16 protein-coding genes and 1 pseudogene are annotated in these 16206 nt (G+C 59.2%); 11 read left to right on the top strand and 6 right to left on the bottom strand.

Features of this window, described 5'->3' with window-relative positions:
- The first annotated feature begins 778 nt into the window (after positions 1-778).
- From VFN25_RS05195 to VFN25_RS05175, 5 genes are all read left to right on the top strand, one after another.
- The gene (locus tag VFN25_RS05195) at positions 779-1519 is read left to right on the top strand and encodes an FKBP-type peptidyl-prolyl cis-trans isomerase (protein WP_325139536.1); all 741 of its coding nucleotides are present in this window, start codon (positions 779-781) and stop codon (positions 1517-1519) included.
- Between the two features lie 113 nt (positions 1520-1632).
- Positions 1633-2976 carry a UDP-glucose/GDP-mannose dehydrogenase family protein gene (locus VFN25_RS05190; protein WP_325139534.1) on the top strand — a complete coding sequence of 448 codons (1344 nt, stop codon included), beginning with the start codon at positions 1633-1635 and terminating at the stop codon, positions 2974-2976.
- 106 nt (positions 2977-3082) lie between these two features.
- On the top strand, positions 3083-4216 hold the full coding sequence (gene gmd / locus VFN25_RS05185) for a GDP-mannose 4,6-dehydratase (protein WP_325139532.1): 1134 nt from the start codon (positions 3083-3085) through the stop codon (positions 4214-4216).
- Positions 4213-4425: a SlyX family protein gene (locus VFN25_RS05180; RefSeq protein WP_325139530.1), complete on the top strand. Its 213-nt coding sequence runs from the start codon at positions 4213-4215 to the stop codon at positions 4423-4425. The genes gmd and VFN25_RS05180 overlap by 4 nt, the downstream gene beginning before the upstream one ends.
- Before the next feature lie 23 nt (positions 4426-4448).
- On the top strand, positions 4449-5009 hold the full coding sequence (locus tag VFN25_RS05175; protein WP_325139528.1) for a DUF2058 family protein: 561 nt from the start codon (positions 4449-4451) through the stop codon (positions 5007-5009).
- Positions 5010-5029: 20 nt separating this feature from the next.
- On the opposite strand, the gene phbB (VFN25_RS05170) is transcribed toward VFN25_RS05175, so the two are convergent.
- The 4 genes from phbB (VFN25_RS05170) to gluQRS form a co-directional block, all read right to left on the bottom strand.
- Complete coding sequence (gene phbB / locus VFN25_RS05170) at positions 5030-5776, bottom strand: acetoacetyl-CoA reductase (protein ID WP_325139526.1); 747 nt, start codon at positions 5774-5776, stop codon at positions 5030-5032.
- A 123-nt stretch (positions 5777-5899) separates the two neighbouring features.
- Positions 5900-6397: a polyhydroxyalkanoate synthesis repressor PhaR gene (gene phaR / locus VFN25_RS05165; protein ID WP_325139524.1), complete on the bottom strand. Its 498-nt coding sequence runs from the start codon at positions 6395-6397 to the stop codon at positions 5900-5902.
- 188 nt (positions 6398-6585) lie between these two features.
- Positions 6586-7326 carry an acetoacetyl-CoA reductase gene (gene phbB, locus VFN25_RS05160; RefSeq protein ID WP_325139522.1) on the bottom strand — a complete coding sequence of 247 codons (741 nt, stop codon included), beginning with the start codon at positions 7324-7326 and terminating at the stop codon, positions 6586-6588.
- A gap of 77 nt (positions 7327-7403) precedes the next feature.
- Positions 7404-8315 (bottom strand): tRNA glutamyl-Q(34) synthetase GluQRS, encoded by a 912-nt coding sequence (gene gluQRS, locus VFN25_RS05155; RefSeq protein WP_325139520.1) that lies wholly within the window; start codon positions 8313-8315, stop codon positions 7404-7406.
- A gap of 106 nt (positions 8316-8421) precedes the next feature.
- On the opposite strand from gluQRS, the gene htpX reads away from it, so the two are divergent.
- Positions 8422-9297, top strand: coding sequence for a protease HtpX (htpX, locus tag VFN25_RS05150; RefSeq protein ID WP_325139518.1), 876 nt, complete (start codon positions 8422-8424; stop codon positions 9295-9297).
- Positions 9298-9370: 73 nt separating this feature from the next.
- On the opposite strand, the gene VFN25_RS05145 is transcribed toward htpX, so the two are convergent.
- A complete protein-coding gene (locus tag VFN25_RS05145; RefSeq protein ID WP_325139516.1) occupies positions 9371-11449 on the bottom strand; it encodes an EAL domain-containing response regulator in 2079 nt (692 codons plus the stop codon).
- Between the two features lie 147 nt (positions 11450-11596).
- Positions 11597-12640 carry an EF-P beta-lysylation protein EpmB gene (epmB, locus tag VFN25_RS05140; RefSeq protein ID WP_325139515.1) on the bottom strand — a complete coding sequence of 348 codons (1044 nt, stop codon included), beginning with the start codon at positions 12638-12640 and terminating at the stop codon, positions 11597-11599.
- A gap of 91 nt (positions 12641-12731) precedes the next feature.
- Between epmB and efp the strand changes: the two genes are divergently transcribed.
- The 5 genes and pseudogenes from efp to VFN25_RS05115 form a co-directional block, all read left to right on the top strand.
- Positions 12732-13298, top strand: a complete 567-nt coding sequence (gene efp, locus VFN25_RS05135; RefSeq protein ID WP_325139513.1) for an elongation factor P — start codon at positions 12732-12734, stop codon at positions 13296-13298.
- Between the two features lie 10 nt (positions 13299-13308).
- On the top strand, positions 13309-14634 hold the full coding sequence (locus VFN25_RS05130; RefSeq protein WP_325139510.1) for a TRZ/ATZ family hydrolase: 1326 nt from the start codon (positions 13309-13311) through the stop codon (positions 14632-14634).
- 4 nt (positions 14635-14638) lie between these two features.
- Entirely contained in the window at positions 14639-15343 is a 705-nt protein-coding gene (ubiG, locus tag VFN25_RS05125) for a bifunctional 2-polyprenyl-6-hydroxyphenol methylase/3-demethylubiquinol 3-O-methyltransferase UbiG (protein WP_325139508.1), read from the top strand.
- Complete coding sequence (locus VFN25_RS05120) at positions 15340-16005, top strand: HAD-IA family hydrolase (protein WP_325139507.1); 666 nt, start codon at positions 15340-15342, stop codon at positions 16003-16005. Before ubiG ends, VFN25_RS05120 begins: the two co-directional genes overlap by 4 nt.
- 2 nt (positions 16006-16007) lie before the next feature.
- A pseudogene (locus VFN25_RS05115) lies at positions 16008-16206 on the top strand (phytoene synthase); the annotation flags it as partial.

The following is a 16206-nucleotide window of genomic DNA, read 5'->3' as shown; positions in this document are numbered from 1 at the left end:
CAACCGTCATGGCATTCAGAAGGTTCGCCGGTCGTGCTGCGTGGCGAAGTGAAGGCTGGTTGCCTTGACCAGCCGCGCGGTGCGGCTGGCGGACCTTCTGGATGCCACCTGTTTCAACAAAAACAATCGGTTAGACGACACCTGTCTGCGCGCAGCTCATTGTTGCGCTGGCTTGAAGCGACTGCATGGATGCAGGAGGTACGCCTCCATGGATGGAGGCGGTAGAACCGCGTTGGGAACAAGCGGTCGAGAGGTCGCTCCTGCGCATCCTGCGCACGCGACCTTCGCACATCCATGTGCAGCACAACGCAGGAGCAGTTGCCGACACGGTCAGTGCATCTGCGCCAGCGCGCCGCGATCTGCACGCAGACAGGCGTCGTGACGATTGCGCCACTTGATCAGCGTTGCCCCAGGGCCTGGGCTGGCCGAGCCGCGTAACAAGCGCCACGCCTTCCGGCAGAAATTCGCTGGATCGAGAGTCGGGAAAAGATTCGATCGCTGGAGAAGCAGGGCCAATGCAATATGGCGGGGCAGCACGCTCACTGAGCTCTGCCAGGATGAACAAAAGCGTTCGTGCCATTCAGTAAATTTCGGGAACCCCGACCTCTGTTCATGTTCTCAGTGCGAGCATGGCGGCGTTCAAGCTCAATCCATGTCCTTTTCGCTGCTGTTTGCCATCACGGGCGGGCGCATTCACAATATGCGGCCCGCTTGACGCAGAGATCCCTGTCCGGTGGCCAGCAGCCGTCCTCAATCGCTCTACCCAGGAGTCCCATACATGACCCGTTTTGTCCGCAAGACCCTCATCGCTACAGCGCTGACTTCGATATTCGTTGCCGGAAATGCCCTGGCCATCGATGCTTCGCTGAAGACCGAAAAAGATAAAGTCAGCTACATGGTCGGTGCCGATGTCGGCCGTGGCCTTACCCAGATCAAAGACGAGCTCGACCTCAAGGTTGTCATCCAGGCCTTGCAGGACGAGTTCAACGGCGGCAAGTCGTTGATGACTCAGGAAGAGGGTCAGGAGATCCGCCAGGAGTTCATGAAGAAGCTTCAGGCCAAGCGTGTGGCTGACGAGAAGGTCGCCGCAGAAAAGAACAAGAAAGAAGGTGAGGCCTTCCTGGCCAAGAACAAAGCCAAGGCCGGTGTAAAAACGACTGAATCCGGTCTGCAGTATGAAGTGATCAAGCAGGGCAACGGTCCGAAGCCGAAAGAAACCGATACGGTCAAAGTCGACTACACCGGAACCAAGATTGACGGCACAAAGTTCGATAGCTCGATTGATCGTGGTCAGCCGGCGACCTTCCCGCTGAACGGTGTGATCAAGGGCTGGACCGAAGGTCTGCAGTTGATGCCCGTTGGTTCCGAGTACAAGCTGGTCATTCCAGCCGAGCTGGCCTATGGCGAAAATGCACCGCCGACGATCGGGCCAAACGCTACCCTGATCTTCGACGTCAAGCTGATCTCGATCGAGACGGAAGCCGCCAAGGCAGCGCCGGCCCCGGCAGAGAAGAAGTAAACAGCCAAGTCGTGACAACAGGAAGGCGTGCCGTTTTGCGGCGCGCCTTCTTTGTTTTGCGGGGTGCAAAGGCAGTGATGAACCTTTGACGCAATCGATCAGGAGTTGAGTGGATGCGTATCGCAATATTTGGAACCGGTTACGTCGGTCTGGTGACTGGAACTTGTCTGGCTGAAGTTGGCAACGAAGTGATCTGCGTCGATGTCGACGCCCTCAAGGTCGCGCGCCTGGAGCGGGGTGAAATTCCGATCTTCGAGCCGGGTCTGACGCCGATGGTTGTCGAAAACCACGCAGCGGGACGATTGCAATTCACTACCGATGCCGCGAAAGCCATCGCTCATGGCGAAATCATCTTCATCGCGGTCGGGACGCCACCGGATGAAGACGGCAGCGCCGATCTCAGCCATGTTCTCGATGTCGCGCGAACCATCGGTTCCACGCTTTCCGAGCCGGCAGTCATCGTCAACAAGTCGACTGTGCCGGTTGGCACGGCTGATCGCGTGCAGGCAACGATTGCGGCTGAGCTCGCTAGTCGCGGTTGCACGATCAAGTTCGAGGTGATTTCCAACCCGGAATTTCTCAAGGAGGGCGATGCGGTACAGGATTGTTTGCGCCCGGAACGAATCATCATTGGCAGCGGCAGCGCGTCGGCAACCTCTGCCTTGCGTGCGCTGTACGCGCCGTTCAATCGTAGCCACGATCGCATCGTGCAGATGGATGTGCGTTCAGCCGAGCTGACCAAATACGCGGCCAATGCGATGCTGGCCACAAAAATCAGTTTCATGAACGAGATTGCCAATATCGCCGAACGTGTTGGCGCGGATGTCGAACAGGTCCGCCTCGGCATTGGTTCGGATCCACGCATCGGCTATCACTTCATTTATCCGGGTGCCGGTTACGGTGGCTCGTGTTTTCCGAAAGACGTCAAGGCGCTGGAGCATATTGCGCGCAGCCATGACTACGAGCCGCTCGTACTGAGCGCCGTCGAAGCGACCAATGCAATACAGAAGAAGCGCCTGCACAGTCTCATCGATGAGCACTTTAAGGGTGATTTGAAAGGCCGCACGTTTGCGTTGTGGGGTCTGGCTTTCAAGCCGAATACCGATGACATGCGTGAGGCGCCGAGTCGTACCTTGCTGGAGCAATTGTGGGCGGCCGGGGCGCGCGTCCGGGCTTTCGATCCGGAAGCGCACGAGGAAGTCCTGCGAATCTATGGCAAGCGCGATGACCTTGAGCTTTGCGATTCCCAGTACGCCGTTCTTGAAGGCGCGGATGCGCTCGTGGTCGTCACCGAATGGAAGGCGTTCCGCAGTCCGGATCTGGCTCGCCTGGCTGGCTCGTTGAAGGAAAAAGTGATCTTTGACGGACGCAACATTTTCGAGCCATCGGTGATCGAATCGGCCGGCCTGGCCTACTATGGCATTGGCCGCGGGCGCAGCATCAGGAAACCGCGCTAACCCGGGACTGGCGGCAACGCTGTACCTCGGTGCGCACGCTCGCTAACATCGACAATCCTGTGCCGACCCGCGTGGTCGCCAATCCCCTCTGAAAGCAGAATCATCAATGGCAAAGAAGCGCGCGTTGGTTACTGGAATCACCGGACAAGATGGAGCTTACCTGGCCGAATTCCTGCTCGAAAAAGGCTACGAAGTACATGGCCTCAAGCGCCGTGCCTCGTCGTTCAACACCGAGCGCATCGATCATCTGTACAGCGAGCTCGATGAGAAAGGGCCGGCGCTGACCCTGCATTACGGCGATCTGACCGACTCGACCAGCTTGATGCGCGTGGTCCAGGAAGTCGAGCCGCACGAGATCTACAATCTGGCTGCGCAAAGTCATGTCGCGGTTTCGTTCGAGGAGCCCGAATACACGGCCAACGCCGATGGTCTTGGCACGCTACGCCTGCTCGAGGCGATGCGAATCCTCGGTCTGAGTGAGCGCTGCCGCATCTACCAGGCATCGACCTCGGAACTCTACGGCCTGGTCCAGGAAACGCCGCAGCGTGAGACCACCCCATTCCACCCGCGCTCACCGTACGGCGTGGCCAAGCTCTACGCCTACTGGATCACGGTCAACTACCGTGAGGCTTACGGCATGTTTGCCTGCAACGGCATCCTGTTCAATCACGAATCGCCGATTCGTGGCGAAACCTTCGTCACGCGCAAGATCACGCGTGGACTGGCACGGGTCATCCTTGGACTGCAGCAGTGTCTCTATCTCGGCAATCTCGATGCACGCCGCGACTGGGGCCATGCGCGCGACTACGTGGAAGCGCAATGGATGATCCTGCAGCAGGAACAGGCGCATGACTACGTGATCGCAACCGGCATCCAGCATTCGGTGCGCGAGTTCGTTGTCCTTGCCGCGCGCGAAATGGGAGTGGAAGTCGAGTTCAAAGGCCAGGGTGCCGATGAAATCGCCGTCGTCGCCGAGGTGCGTACAGCCAATGCGAAAATTCAGGTTGGCGAAACCCTGCTGCGCATCCATCCAAAATATTACCGACCCGCTGAAGTCGAAACCTTGCTTGGCGATCCGAGTTTTTCCCGCGAAAAGCTTGGCTGGAAACCCAAAACCAGCTTTGCCGAGCTTGTCCGTGAAATGGCGAGTGCCGATCTGGCCCTGGCCGCAAGCGAAGCCGCAGGCAGCCTCGGAGCACGCCATGGCCGGCACTTGATTGAAGATTTGCCGCGCGCATGAGTTCTCTGGAAGAGCGATTGACTGAGCTTGAAGTGCGTTTTGCCTTCATCGACGATGCAGTGACGGCATTGAATAACGCCGTGTCCATGCAGGATCAGGCCATGCTGACAATGCGTCGCGAACTCGAGCACCTGCGTTCCGACCTCTCTGGTTTGCGTTCGACGCTCGGCAATGATGTCAGCAACGAGCCGCCACCTCCCCATTACTGACCGCAACGATCGCAGCAAAGACCATGGCTGATTCCCTGCGTGACCAACTGCTGAAAAGCGGCCTTGTGAGCAAACTCAAGGCACAGGCAAAGCCTGCCAATCGTCCGCCGCGCTCTGCAGGAAAGAAGCGCTCGGCAACGCGACCGCCCACTGGGGCGGCGCCAAAACCTGCACGCAATCAGGAAGAAATCGACCTCGCTCGTGCCTACGGGCTGCGCGATCGCGCCGAACGCGAGCAACGTGATCTGGAAAAGAAGCAGGCCGAGCAGCGCGCGAAGGAGAAAGCCGAGCGCAAGCAGAAACTGGCCGCCCTGCTCGCAGGCAAGGCACTGAACAGGGGAGAGGCCGAAATTGCCCGGCATTTTCCGCATGGTGACAAGATTCGTCGCGTCTATTGCACCGCCGAGCAATTGGTCCAGGTCAATGCCGGAGAACTGGCCATCGTCCAGCAACGCGGTCGCTACCTGCTGGTGACCCGCGAAATCGGTGAACAGGTGGGTGAAATCAGTGCCGAAGCATTGATCCTGCTATGTGATCCCGATGCCCCTGCCGAAGACGATGTCCCCGCCGATTTGATCTGGTAGCCGAGCTCCGCCGGTTCCGCTCAAAAGTCCATGAAGTAGCCGCCATTCACCGGGATGTTCGCGCCGGTGATGAAGGCGGAGTCGTCGGCGCAAAGGAAGTCGACGACGCGGGCGATTTCCGATGGCTTGCCGAGACGCCCGACCGGAATATTGCTGATGATCTGTTCACGCACGTTTTCCGCAACGGCCATGACCAGGGCCGTTTCACAATAGCCCGGTGAGACGCTGTTGACGGTCACGCCCTTGCGCGCGACTTCGCGAGCCAGAGCCATGGTGAAACCATGCATGCCGGCCTTGGCTGCGCAGTAGTTGGTCTGGCCGAACTGGCCGGTCTGGCCGTTGACCGAGGAGATGTTGACGATACGACCGAAGCCGCGTTCGGTCATGCCATCGATCAGGGCGCGACAGGTATTGAAGACGCCATCGAGGTTGACCGTGAGCACATCCGACCATTGCTGCTCGGACATCTTTCGCAGACTGGTATCGCGCGTGATTCCGGCGGCGTTGACGAGGATCGAAATAGGTCCGTGGCGTTCACTGATGGCGGCCAGCGTGGCAGTACAGCCCGCATGATCGGAAACATCGAGCGGTTCGAACAGGATGTCCTGCGGAAATTCGCTGACCTCTTCGAGAAACGCCTCGACGCGCTCCTGGCGTGAGCCAAGATCCGCGGCGATGACACGCTTTCCGGAGCGCGCAAGGTAACGGCAAATTTCCGTTCCCAGTCCGCCGATTCCACCGGTGACGAGGGCAATAGGCTGATTCATTGGTCGGCTTCCACGGCTGCAGACGAGAGAGAAGTAGCGAGTACTTCTTCTCGATCAGGTTGTAGGGCAGGGTTGGGGTTGTATCCGGTAAAACAGCAGCAAATTTCCCGATGATTCCACTACTCAGGATTTGCTGTCTTTCTTTGCTTTTGCAGTGCGTTCATCTTGACGTGCCTTGTTCGCGACATCAGTCAGAAACCCCTGCTGCATGGACTTCCATGCGTCCATGTTGCGCTCGGTCATGTCGTTGAGCATCGACCACGGTGTGCGGCCCATGATGTTGTTCAACTGACTGCGGAACTGTTGTTGCTGATCGAGGAAAACCTGCAGGCTTTTTTCGAGGTAGCTGCCCATGAAGCCTTGCAGCGAATCACCGTAGAAACGAATGACCTGCGAAAGCAGCTCGGTGGTGAACATCGGTTCGCCGCGCTCTTCGTGTTCCGAGATGATCTGCAGCAGCACGGAACGGGTCAGATCAGTGCCTGACTTGGCGTCGCGAACCTCGAATTTTTCGCCATCGACGACGAGCTGACGCACTTCTTCGAGCGTGATGTAGCTCGAAATCTCGGTGTCATAGAGTCGACGGTTCGGGTACTTCTTGATGATGCGGAATTCGGCCATTGCGCAACGCTATCAGATCGTGCGGCGCTGCACCAGTTTCGATGTTGCGCAGCACCGAAAATGCGGGCCCGCAAGTGTGAGCGCCATCGCTGAGGTGATGTTTTATGCGCGCTGCGGCGATGACCCGCCGCAACTGATCCATGTTGCAGTACGACGAGGAGCGCGTTGAACACTCCTCGTCGGAAGACTTACCAACCCATGTAATGACCGCCATTGATCGACAGGTTGGCGCCGGTGATCCACGACGCCTGTTCGGCGGCGAGGAAGCCGACCGCGTAGGCAATTTCCTCGGGTTCGCCGAGTCGACCCACAGGAATCTGCGCGGCGATCTTGGCACGCACATCTTCGGGAACGGCCTTGACCATTTCAGTCAGCACATAGCCCGGTGACACCGTGTTCACCGTAATGCCGAACTTCGCGTTTTCCTGTGCCAGCGAGATCGTGAAGCCATGCATGCCGGCCTTCGAGGCAGCGTAGTTGGCCTGGCCGTATTGACCCTTCTGGCCGTTGATCGAACTGATCTGGACGATGCGACCCCACTTGCGCGCGCGCATGCCTTCGATGACCGGACGGGTCACGTTGAAGCACGAGTTGAGGTTGGTGTTGATGACCTCCTGCCATTGTAGGGCGCTCATCTTGTGGAATGTCGTATCGCGGGTGATGCCGGCATTGTTGATAAGGATATCGATCGGGCCGACCTGGCTCTCGACGTCGCGGATCATCGTCTCGGCGGCTTCAACGCTGGAAACGTCACCGGAAGCGAGCGCGAAATCAAAGCCCTCAGCCTTCTGTGCGGCTTGCCAGGCCTTTGCCCTGGACTCGTCGCGATAGTTGGTTGCCACACGATGGCCCGCTTGTGCGAGATGACGGCAGATTGCCGTTCCGATACCACCGATTCCACCCGTGACGAGGGCTACGCGTGCGGTCATGCTGTTCTCCTTTCCATTGAATGATCTGCGTGGGGCGATGCTGGCCTCAGCGCGGGATTGTGCCTGCTTGCGGCAGTTTAGTCCTTCTGCATTGCGACATGTGCGGGTCGGGATGTTGGTATGGCAGCGACATCGAAGCGGGCTGCAGCCGCTTGCAGAAGCGCATCGACACGATGGAAAGCCGGGATGGGCTGGCCGAGAAAGGCAAGTGCTTCGCGCAAGGCCGGCAAGGGGTTGGATCCATCGACCGGTCGATCGCAATCTTGCTTGCTGAGTTTGCGACCCTTGGGATCAAGCGCAACAGGCAGATGCAGGTAGTCCGGCGAAGGCAGGCCCAGCAGTTGCTGCAGATGGATCTGACGCGGCGTGGAATCGAGCAGATCGGCTCCGCGCACGATCTCATTGATGTCTTGCTCGGCGTCATCGACGACAACCACAAGCTGATAGGTGAACGTTCCATCCGCGCGGCGCAGGACGAAATCGCCGACCTCGCGATCCAGATCTTGTCGGACCTCTCCGAAAACTGCATCGCGAAACGTGATGCTTTGACGGCCCACCCGCAAGCGCCAGGCCGGTGATGTGGAACGCGCGTGCGGCACACATTGGGCCGGATGGATGCCGTTGAAGCTGGCGAGGTCGTTGCGACTGCAGCGGCAAGGATATGCATGACCAGCCGCCTTCAGCTTCTGCAGCGCCGATTCGTAAAGTGGCAGACGCTCACTTTGGCAGACCACGGCTTCGTCTGACTCAAGTCCGAAAGCGGCAAGTGAGGCGAGAATTCGTGCCGCTGCGCCCTCTACGCAACGTACGCTGTCGATATCTTCCATGCGCACGATCCAAGTGCCGCCCAGTGAGCGCGCTCGCAGCCAACTGCCGAGTGCGGCTACCAGCGAACCGAAGTGGAGATTTCCGCTTGGCGAGGGCGCAAAACGGCCACGCACGGGCCGCGCGCATGCGGTTTTCGAAACCGGCTGAGGAACCTCGGTCATGGGCAACGGTCGATAGTCGGGCTATTTGCTTGAAATCCCTTGCAGTTTACCCAACCATCTCATTTCGAAGGCATCATCCCTTATCTGATCATCAAGCGAGAAAACCATGCGTCGTATCCTGCTATTTGTCGCTACCAACCTGGCCGTAATGGTACTGCTGACCATTATCGTCAAGCTGTTTGGCATCGACACCTACACCTACAGCAAGACCGGCATCAACTTCAAAGGCATCCTGATCCTCTCGGCCGTGATCGGTTTTGGCGGATCGTTCATTTCGCTGGCCATGTCAAAATGGGTTGCCAAATGGCAGACCGGTGCGAAAGTCATCGAAAACCCGACGAATCCGACCGAGTCGTGGTTGCTCTCGACGGTTCGTCGACAGGCTCAGGGAGCCGGTATCGGCATGCCCGAAGTCGCCATCTACGATGCGCCGGAGATGAATGCGTTCGCCACCGGCGCTTCACGCAACAACGCACTGGTCGCGGTCAGCACGGGCCTGCTTCAGCAAATGAGTCGTGACGAAATCGAGGCGGTACTTGCTCATGAGGTCAGCCACGTGGCCAATGGCGACATGGTCACCATGACCTTGTTGCAGGGCGTTCTCAACACCTTCGTGATCTTCCTTGCCCGGGTCATCGGCACGGTGATCGACCGTGCCATCAGCGGCAATCGTGAAGGCGGCGGTGGAATGGCCTATTTCGCCATTGTCATCGCCCTGCAGATCGGTCTCGGCATGCTTGCCTCGATCGTGATCATGGCATTCTCGCGCTGGCGCGAGTTTCGCGCAGATGCCGGTAGCGCTCGACTCTCGGGCAAGGACAAGATGATCGCCGCGCTGTCGCGCTTGGCGCAAGGTCATGGAGAGAACAATCTGCCCAAGGCAATCCAGGCGTTCGGTATCGCCGGTGGCGGCATGCGCAAGCTGTTTTCCAGCCATCCGCCGATTGAGGAGCGTATCGCCGCATTGCGTGCCGGGCGGTAATCACGAAGCACAGACGCAAACGAAAATGGCCCCGCATCGCGGGGCCATTTTTTTGGTGCTTGCGGAGGCTGGCTCAGTCGCCACCGAAGTCGTAGGACATGGTCTGTTCGGGTTCGCGCAGAAAGTTGCCCTGGACAAAATTGATGCCACAGGAAAACAGAATCGACATGCTTGCCGCATCTTCGACAAATTCGGCGATGGTCAACTTGCCCGCGTTATGGGCCTGATCGCACATGGCTTTGATGCGCTCCTGGTTTTCCTTGTTTTTCGGCAAGTCGGCCATGTAGCTGCGATCGACTTTCAGGTATCGCGCCGGAATATGCTTGAGCAACTGGAACGAATTGAGGCCGGAGCCGAACTGTTCCAGGGCGAAGCCGCAATGCAGTTGTTCGAGACCGCGGACAAAGGCACGAGCGGGCTTCAGGCTGGTCACCACCTTGCTTTCGGGCATCTCGAAAACCAACGCATCGCCGCGCTGACGGGAATTCTTCAACTGCAGGGCGATCCACGGCAGCAAGGTCTGGTCATCCAGCGATTGGGGTGACAGCTTGATGAAGAACGTCGTCTTGTGGCCGCTCTGCTCGCGTTCGGCGAGGGCTCGAATGGCCGAGCTGATGACCCAGCGATCGAGTTGCGGGAGCAGACCGTATTGCTCGGCGATCGGCATGAAGAATCCGGGCAGTATCTCGCCCTTGGGGCCTTTCATGCGCAGCAGGATTTCGTAGTAATCACCTTCCGCGCCCTGCAGACTGATGATCGGCTGGAAATAGAGCAGATAGCCGTCGTTGACCAGGGCATCCTTGATCAGCTTCAGCCAGTGGCGGTTCTTCTCCGCGTCTGCCTTGTCCTTGGCTGCCGGATCGAAGACCCGGGCGATGTTTCCGCCCTCGGCCTGAATGGCGCGCAATGTCGCCGAGGCCTGATCGAGCACGGCGTTGCCGCCGGTTGCTTTCTCGCCGATCAAACTGGCGGCGACGCTCATCGTCAAGTTGATCGAATTCTTTCCGATCTCGAAGATGCGCTCTTCGAACGCTTTGCGCAGTGTCTCGCAGAACCCTTCGAGCGCCTCGATGTTCCGATCCTGAACAAGAATGCCGAAGGTGTATTCACCAAGACGTCCCGGGATATCGGTTTCAGCGAGATGACGGCGCAACAGGTTGGCCATGTCGCCGAGCAGCAGGTCGGTATTGCCGAGTCCAATGCTGTCACGAACCGATCTGGCATTGTCCAGTTCCAGAAGAATCAGAGCCTGGTCGGACTTGCCGGCATTGGCCGCAGCGACCACCTGATCCAGCCCGTTGGTGAGGTATTGCCGGTTGAACAGCTCGGTGACCAGATCCTTGCTGCGCAAGGCTTCAAGCTCTTCGCTTGTTGCAGGATCGGTTTCCTGCTGGCGGAATACGATCTGCTGACAGGCCTCGCCTTCGTACATGGCCTCGGCGAATTCCATGACCGCGTTGAAAATTTCGCCATCGGCACGCTGCGCCTTGAGATTCAGCTTCTGTGGCGGTTTTTCACCCTTGGACAAGCGCTTGAGCAGGGATTTGAAGTCATCGGCGTCATCGGCAGCCACCATGTCGAGGATCGACATGCTTTCGATGTCTTCGAAATCCTCGTAGCCGAATGTTTCCAGATAAGCGCGATTGGCTCGCACATGCATGCCCTCGTGCACATAGGCGATTGGATCGCGTGAGGAATCGAGCAAGTCGCTGCAGCGCCGCTCTGATTCGCGTAGTGCATTTTCGAGGCGACGCACGCTGCGACGCATGATCAGGGCCTCGAATTCGCGGCGGACGATCATCTGCAGGTGGTCGGGGCGACTCTGCAAGGCCAGTGAGCGGGCACCGTCGCGAAATGCCTCGACAACATCATTGTCGCTGACGTTGCTGGCGTAGACGACCAGGCCAATATCCTTGCCGGTACGGTTGACGGCTTCAGCAGTCGAACGCAGGGGCAGGTCCTTGCTGTGCAGGTTGGCGAGGATCATGTCGGGTGTCTGGCGCTCGAGCAGATCTTCGAGCTCGGCTTCATTGCTGGCCCGCGACGGGCGCACGGCGATACCGCCATTGCGGAGCATGCTGATGATCTGTTCCGCCTCGTCGGCTGAATCCTCGATCAGCAGCAGCTTGATCACGTTGTCTGGTTTGGTCATTTGGGAGGCGCTTTCAGGGAGGTGCGCAGAGCACAACTGATCACCGGGCGAGCAGCGGTCAGGGCAGGAACTTGTACCGGATTCATGCGCTTATTTCCATACTCTGGCGGATATTCAGCGAAGTTCACGATTCCGGAAACCTTTTGCTTACCTCGTGTGCCCGATCGGGAGTTTGCTGGTTGCACCCGCCGTTTCGCGGACAAGTCGCGGCACCAGATAGCCGGGCAACCGGTTGCGCAGGCCATCAATCAACCTGACCGCTTCCTGATCGGACACCTCAAAGTGGGCCACGCCCTGAACCCGATCGAGCTGATGCAGGTAGTAGGGCAAGGCATTGCAGTCGAACAATCGCTCGGAAAGCGCAGCCAGCACGTCGACCGTATCATTGATGTGCCTCAGCAATACCGACTGGTTCAGCAAAGTGACCCCGGCTGCTGTCAATTTTCGACAGGCCTTGATCACGGAATCGTCGATTTCGTTGGCGTGATTGGCGTGCAGGACGAGGACTTTCTGCAGCGGCAGTCTGTGCAGCCAGTCGCACAACTCCGCATCGACACGTTCCGGCAGCACGATGGGCAAGCGGCTATGGATGCGCAGACGACGCACATGGGCAAGGTCGGCAAGCGCACCGGTCAGCTCGGCAAGTTTGGGCGTCGACAGCGAGAGCGGATCGCCGCCTGAGAGGATGACCTCGCTGATCGAGTCGTTGCTTGCCAGATATTCGATGGCCGCGCGCCATTGTCCGCTTGCGGCGGTTTCCTGAGCGTAAGGAAAGTGCCTGCGGAAACAGTAGCGGCAGTTGATGGCGCAGGATCCGGTAGCGATCAGCAGGGCGCGGCCCTGATATTTGTGCAGCACTCCGGTTGCGGCCCTGGCATCAAGATCACCTACCGCATCGGTTGAATAGCCCGGCGTGACGGAGAGTTCATCGGCACCGGGCAGAACCTGCAGCAGCAACGGATCTGTGGCATCGGCATGGCGCATGCGCGCGGCAAAACCGCGTGGCACGCGCACGGAAAAGCCGGTGTCGGCATTGGCAAGCAGTTCGCTGGATCGCGACTCCAGACCGAGCAGGCGCAGCAGCTCGTGCGGGTCGGTGATCGCATCGCGCCATAGCTGCTGCCAGGGCGTGGCGCGATTGCCGGATCGGGGAACGGAAATCTGTGAGATGGGCGGGCTTGCAGGTATCATTGTCGATCGGTTCCGGGTATCCCGGTCAACGAATTCCCCATTGTAGCTGCTTTGAAACGAGCGGCTTGTCCTCAAGCAACAGGAGCTCTCCATGGCCACACATGGAATGAATGACGTCAAGAACGGTCTCAAGATCATCGTTGACGGCCACCCGTGCACGATCATCGACACCGATTTCATCAAGCCGGGCAAGGGTCAGGCGTTTACCCGGGTCAAGTACCGCAATTTGCAAAACGGCCGCACCGTCGAAATGACGATGAAATCGACCGATACGGTCGAGGCGGCCGATGTCATCGACACCGATATGGAGTTTCTATATTCGGACGGCGAGTTCTGGCACTTCATGCATCCGACCAATCACGAGCAGATCGCCGCCGACGAGAATGCCGTGGCTGATGCGGCGAAATGGCTCAAGGGCAACGAGATGGTCATCCTCACCCTGTGGAACGGCGCTCCGCTCAATGTGACGCCTCCGAACTTCGTCGAGCTGGAGATCATCGAAACCGATCCGGGTGTGCGTGGCGATACTTCGGGCGGCGGCGGCAAGCCAGCGAAACTCGAAACCGGCGCTGTCGTACGCGTGCCGCTGTTCGTCAACCAGAATGAAGTGATCAAGGTCGATACGCGCACCGGCGAGTATGTCGGCCGGGTCAAGTGATCGAGCACGCATGACTACGTCAACACCCGTTGATCTGCAGATCGAGGCGCGCTGGGTTATCCCGATCGAGCCACAAGGAACCGTGCTCGAATCGCATGCGGTCGTCGTCGATGCCGATCGCATCGTTGCGATCCTGCCAATCGCCGAGGCGCGCCAGCAATTCGAGCCGCGTGAACGTGCCGAACTCGGCGAGCACGCACTGATTCCCGGCCTGGTCAACGGTCACACGCACAATCCGATGACCCTGATGCGCGGGCTCGCCGATGATGTGCCCTTCATGGTCTGGCTCAAGGACCATGTATGGCCGGCCGAAGCCCGGGTGATGGGGCCGGAGTTCGTCCGTGATGGCGTCGAACTGGCTATTGCCGAGATGATTCGCGGCGGCACGACCTGCTGCAACGAAAACTATTTCTTTCCTGATGTACAGGCGGCGACTTATGCCAAGTTCGGTTTCCGCAGCCTGATCGGTTTGCCGGTGATCGAGTTTCCGACCGCGTGGGCGCAAAGTCGCGACGAATATTTCGACAAGGCGCTCGCTGTCCACGACGAACTGCGTGGCAAGGCATTGCTTGGCACGGCGTTCGCGCCACACGCGCCCTATACGGTGTCCAACGAAAGCTTTGAGCGCATCCATCTGCTATCGGATCAGCTTGATCTGCCGGTCCACCTGCATTTGCACGAGACTGCCGATGAGATCAATGTCAGCCTGCGCGATTTCGGTATGCGCCCGCTGGCGCGACTCAAGCAGATCGGTCTCGTCAACGAGCGCCTGATCGCCGTGCACATGACCCAGCTTACCGAGGCCGAGATCAACGATTGCGCCGCGAGTGGCGTTTCGATCGTGCATAACGTCGAATCGAACATGAAGCTGCTCAGCGGCTTCTGTCCGGCCGAGGCGATTCGGCGTGCTGGAATCAATCTGGCCATCGGCACCGATGGTTGTGCCTCGAACAATGATCTCGACCTGTTTGGCGAGATGCGTTCGGCGGCCCTGGTTGGCAAATTGATCGCCGACGATGCGGCGGCTATGAGTGCGGAAAACGTGCTGCGCGCAGCGACGATGGGCTCAGCCCGGGCACTTGGCTGGCAGGATCAGATCGGTTCGATCCAGGTTGGCAAGCAGGCCGATCTGGCCGCGGTGAATCTCGGCACGATCGAGAGCCAGCCGATCTACAACGTGGTCTCGCAGCTCATCTATGCGGCTGGACGCCATCAGGTCAGCGATGTCTGGATTGCAGGCCAGCGCAAACTGCGCGATCGCGAGCTGATCGGCATGGACAAGGTCGAGATCCTGACCAAGGCGCGACGCTGGCGCGATCGCATTGCCACAGCATGAGCCGATGAATACGGTCAACGTCAATCCGGCTGAAGTGGCCAAGTTTGAGCGCCTCGCCAACCGTTGGTGGGATGCCGATGGTGAATCACGGCCCTTGCACGACCTGAATCCGGTGCGCTTCGGCTATATCGCGGAGCGCGTCGCCTTGAACGGTGCGCGGGTGCTTGATGTCGGTTGTGGTGGTGGTTTGCTCAGCGAAGCGCTGGCACGGGCCGGTGCCAATGTGATCGGTATCGATCTTGCCGCTGCCGTACTCGATGTCGCGCGCTTGCACCTGCTCGAAAGTGGTCTCGAGGTCGACTATCGCGAAGTCAGCGTCGAATCGCTGGTCGGGGAAATGGCCGGCCAATTCGACGTGATCACGTGTCTGGAAATGCTCGAACACGTTCCCGATCCGTCCAGCGTGATCCGCGCCTGCGCCGATCTTCTCAAGCCGGGTGGGCGACTGTTCCTGTCGACGCTCAACCGTACGCCGCAATCGTTTGCCACGGCAATTGTCGGCGCGGAGCACGTATTGCGACTGTTGCCGCGCGGCACCCATCACTACGCGCAATTCATCAAGCCGTCTGAAATGGCTGGCGCATTGCGCCATGCCGGGCTCGCCCTCGAAGACTTGCGCGGCATCGGCTACAACCCGCTGACACGCAAGGCCTGGTTAAGCGATTCGGTCGCGGTCAACTACCTCGCCTGTGCGATCAAGCCGGCATGAGTAGTGCGCAAAAACCGCAAGCGGTACTTTTTGATCTCGATGGAACCCTGGCCGATTCGGCGCCGGATCTGGTCGAGGCGCTGGCAACGCTGTGCGCAGAAATAGGGCATGCCGCGCCAGACGGGGTCGCCGTCAGTCGCGTGGTGTCGGCCGGCGGCAAGGCAATCCTGCGTTGCGGCTTGCCGGATCTTGACGAAGCCCGGATCGAGGAATTGCTGCCCCGGTACCTGGATCTGTATGCCGCTCGCGGCAACTCGTCGACGCGACTCTATGCGGGCATCGACGAAATCCTCCTCGATCTCGAGTCCCGCGATATCGCCTGGGGAGTTGTCACCAACAAGGCCGGATGGTTGGCGACGCCGATGATCGATCAACTCGGGCTTGGGCGCCGTTGTGGCGTTGTGGTCGCCGGCGATACCTTGCCCCGGCGCAAACCCGACCCCGATCCGGTGCTGCATGCCTGCCAGAGCCTCAAGGTCGATCCGGCAAGGACCTTGTTCGTCGGTGATGATTTGCGCGACATCCAGGCAGGTCGTGCGGCCGGAACGCGCACGATCGCTGCGGCCTGGGGCTATCTCAATGGGGGTGATCCAGCCGACTGGAATGCGCATGCCATTGCCGGAAGTGTCGCCGAGCTGCCTTCGCATCTGCATCTGGCTTGAGCATGTCAGCGGATGCTCAGGCGAGTTTTGAGGCGAAATGGACATCGGCGCAGCCCGAGCTTGAGCTCGCGCTGCGTTTTGCCGAAGCGTCAATGCGTCCCTTCGTTTCTGCATTCGCCTGCTTGTCGAATGAAGTTACCCACGCTGCCTTTCATATTGTCGAACCCGCAGTTGCTGCGACCAAGCTGCACTGGTGGGCCG

The sequence above is a fragment of the Dokdonella sp. genome (assembly GCF_035703485.1).
GTDB lineage: Bacteria > Pseudomonadota > Gammaproteobacteria > Xanthomonadales > Rhodanobacteraceae > Dokdonella.
The sequence above is the reverse complement of the archived record's forward strand: the minus strand, read 5'-3'. Positions and strand labels throughout refer to the sequence as shown.

Coding starts and splice junctions, on each gene's coding strand:
- phaR (WP_325139524.1), bottom strand. CDS start 6,397: ATGGCCGAATTCCGCATCATCAAGAAGTACCCGAACCGTCGACTCTAT.
- VFN25_RS05180 (WP_325139530.1), top strand. CDS start 4,213: ATGAGTTCTCTGGAAGAGCGATTGACTGAGCTTGAAGTGCGTTTTGCC.
- VFN25_RS05175 (WP_325139528.1), top strand. CDS start 4,449: ATGGCTGATTCCCTGCGTGACCAACTGCTGAAAAGCGGCCTTGTGAGC.
- VFN25_RS05120 (WP_325139507.1), top strand. CDS start 15,340: ATGAGTAGTGCGCAAAAACCGCAAGCGGTACTTTTTGATCTCGATGGA.
- epmB (WP_325139515.1), bottom strand. CDS start 12,640: ATGATACCTGCAAGCCCGCCCATCTCACAGATTTCCGTTCCCCGATCC.
- phbB (WP_325139526.1), bottom strand. CDS start 5,776: ATGAATCAGCCTATTGCCCTCGTCACCGGTGGAATCGGCGGACTGGGA.
- gmd (WP_325139532.1), top strand. CDS start 3,083: ATGGCAAAGAAGCGCGCGTTGGTTACTGGAATCACCGGACAAGATGGA.
- VFN25_RS05130 (WP_325139510.1), top strand. CDS start 13,309: ATGACTACGTCAACACCCGTTGATCTGCAGATCGAGGCGCGCTGGGTT.
- VFN25_RS05145 (WP_325139516.1), bottom strand. CDS start 11,449: ATGACCAAACCAGACAACGTGATCAAGCTGCTGCTGATCGAGGATTCA.
- htpX (WP_325139518.1), top strand. CDS start 8,422: ATGCGTCGTATCCTGCTATTTGTCGCTACCAACCTGGCCGTAATGGTA.
- phbB (WP_325139522.1), bottom strand. CDS start 7,326: ATGACCGCACGCGTAGCCCTCGTCACGGGTGGAATCGGTGGTATCGGA.
- VFN25_RS05190 (WP_325139534.1), top strand. CDS start 1,633: ATGCGTATCGCAATATTTGGAACCGGTTACGTCGGTCTGGTGACTGGA.
- VFN25_RS05195 (WP_325139536.1), top strand. CDS start 779: ATGACCCGTTTTGTCCGCAAGACCCTCATCGCTACAGCGCTGACTTCG.
- efp (WP_325139513.1), top strand. CDS start 12,732: ATGGCCACACATGGAATGAATGACGTCAAGAACGGTCTCAAGATCATC.
- ubiG (WP_325139508.1), top strand. CDS start 14,639: ATGAATACGGTCAACGTCAATCCGGCTGAAGTGGCCAAGTTTGAGCGC.
- gluQRS (WP_325139520.1), bottom strand. CDS start 8,315: ATGACCGAGGTTCCTCAGCCGGTTTCGAAAACCGCATGCGCGCGGCCC.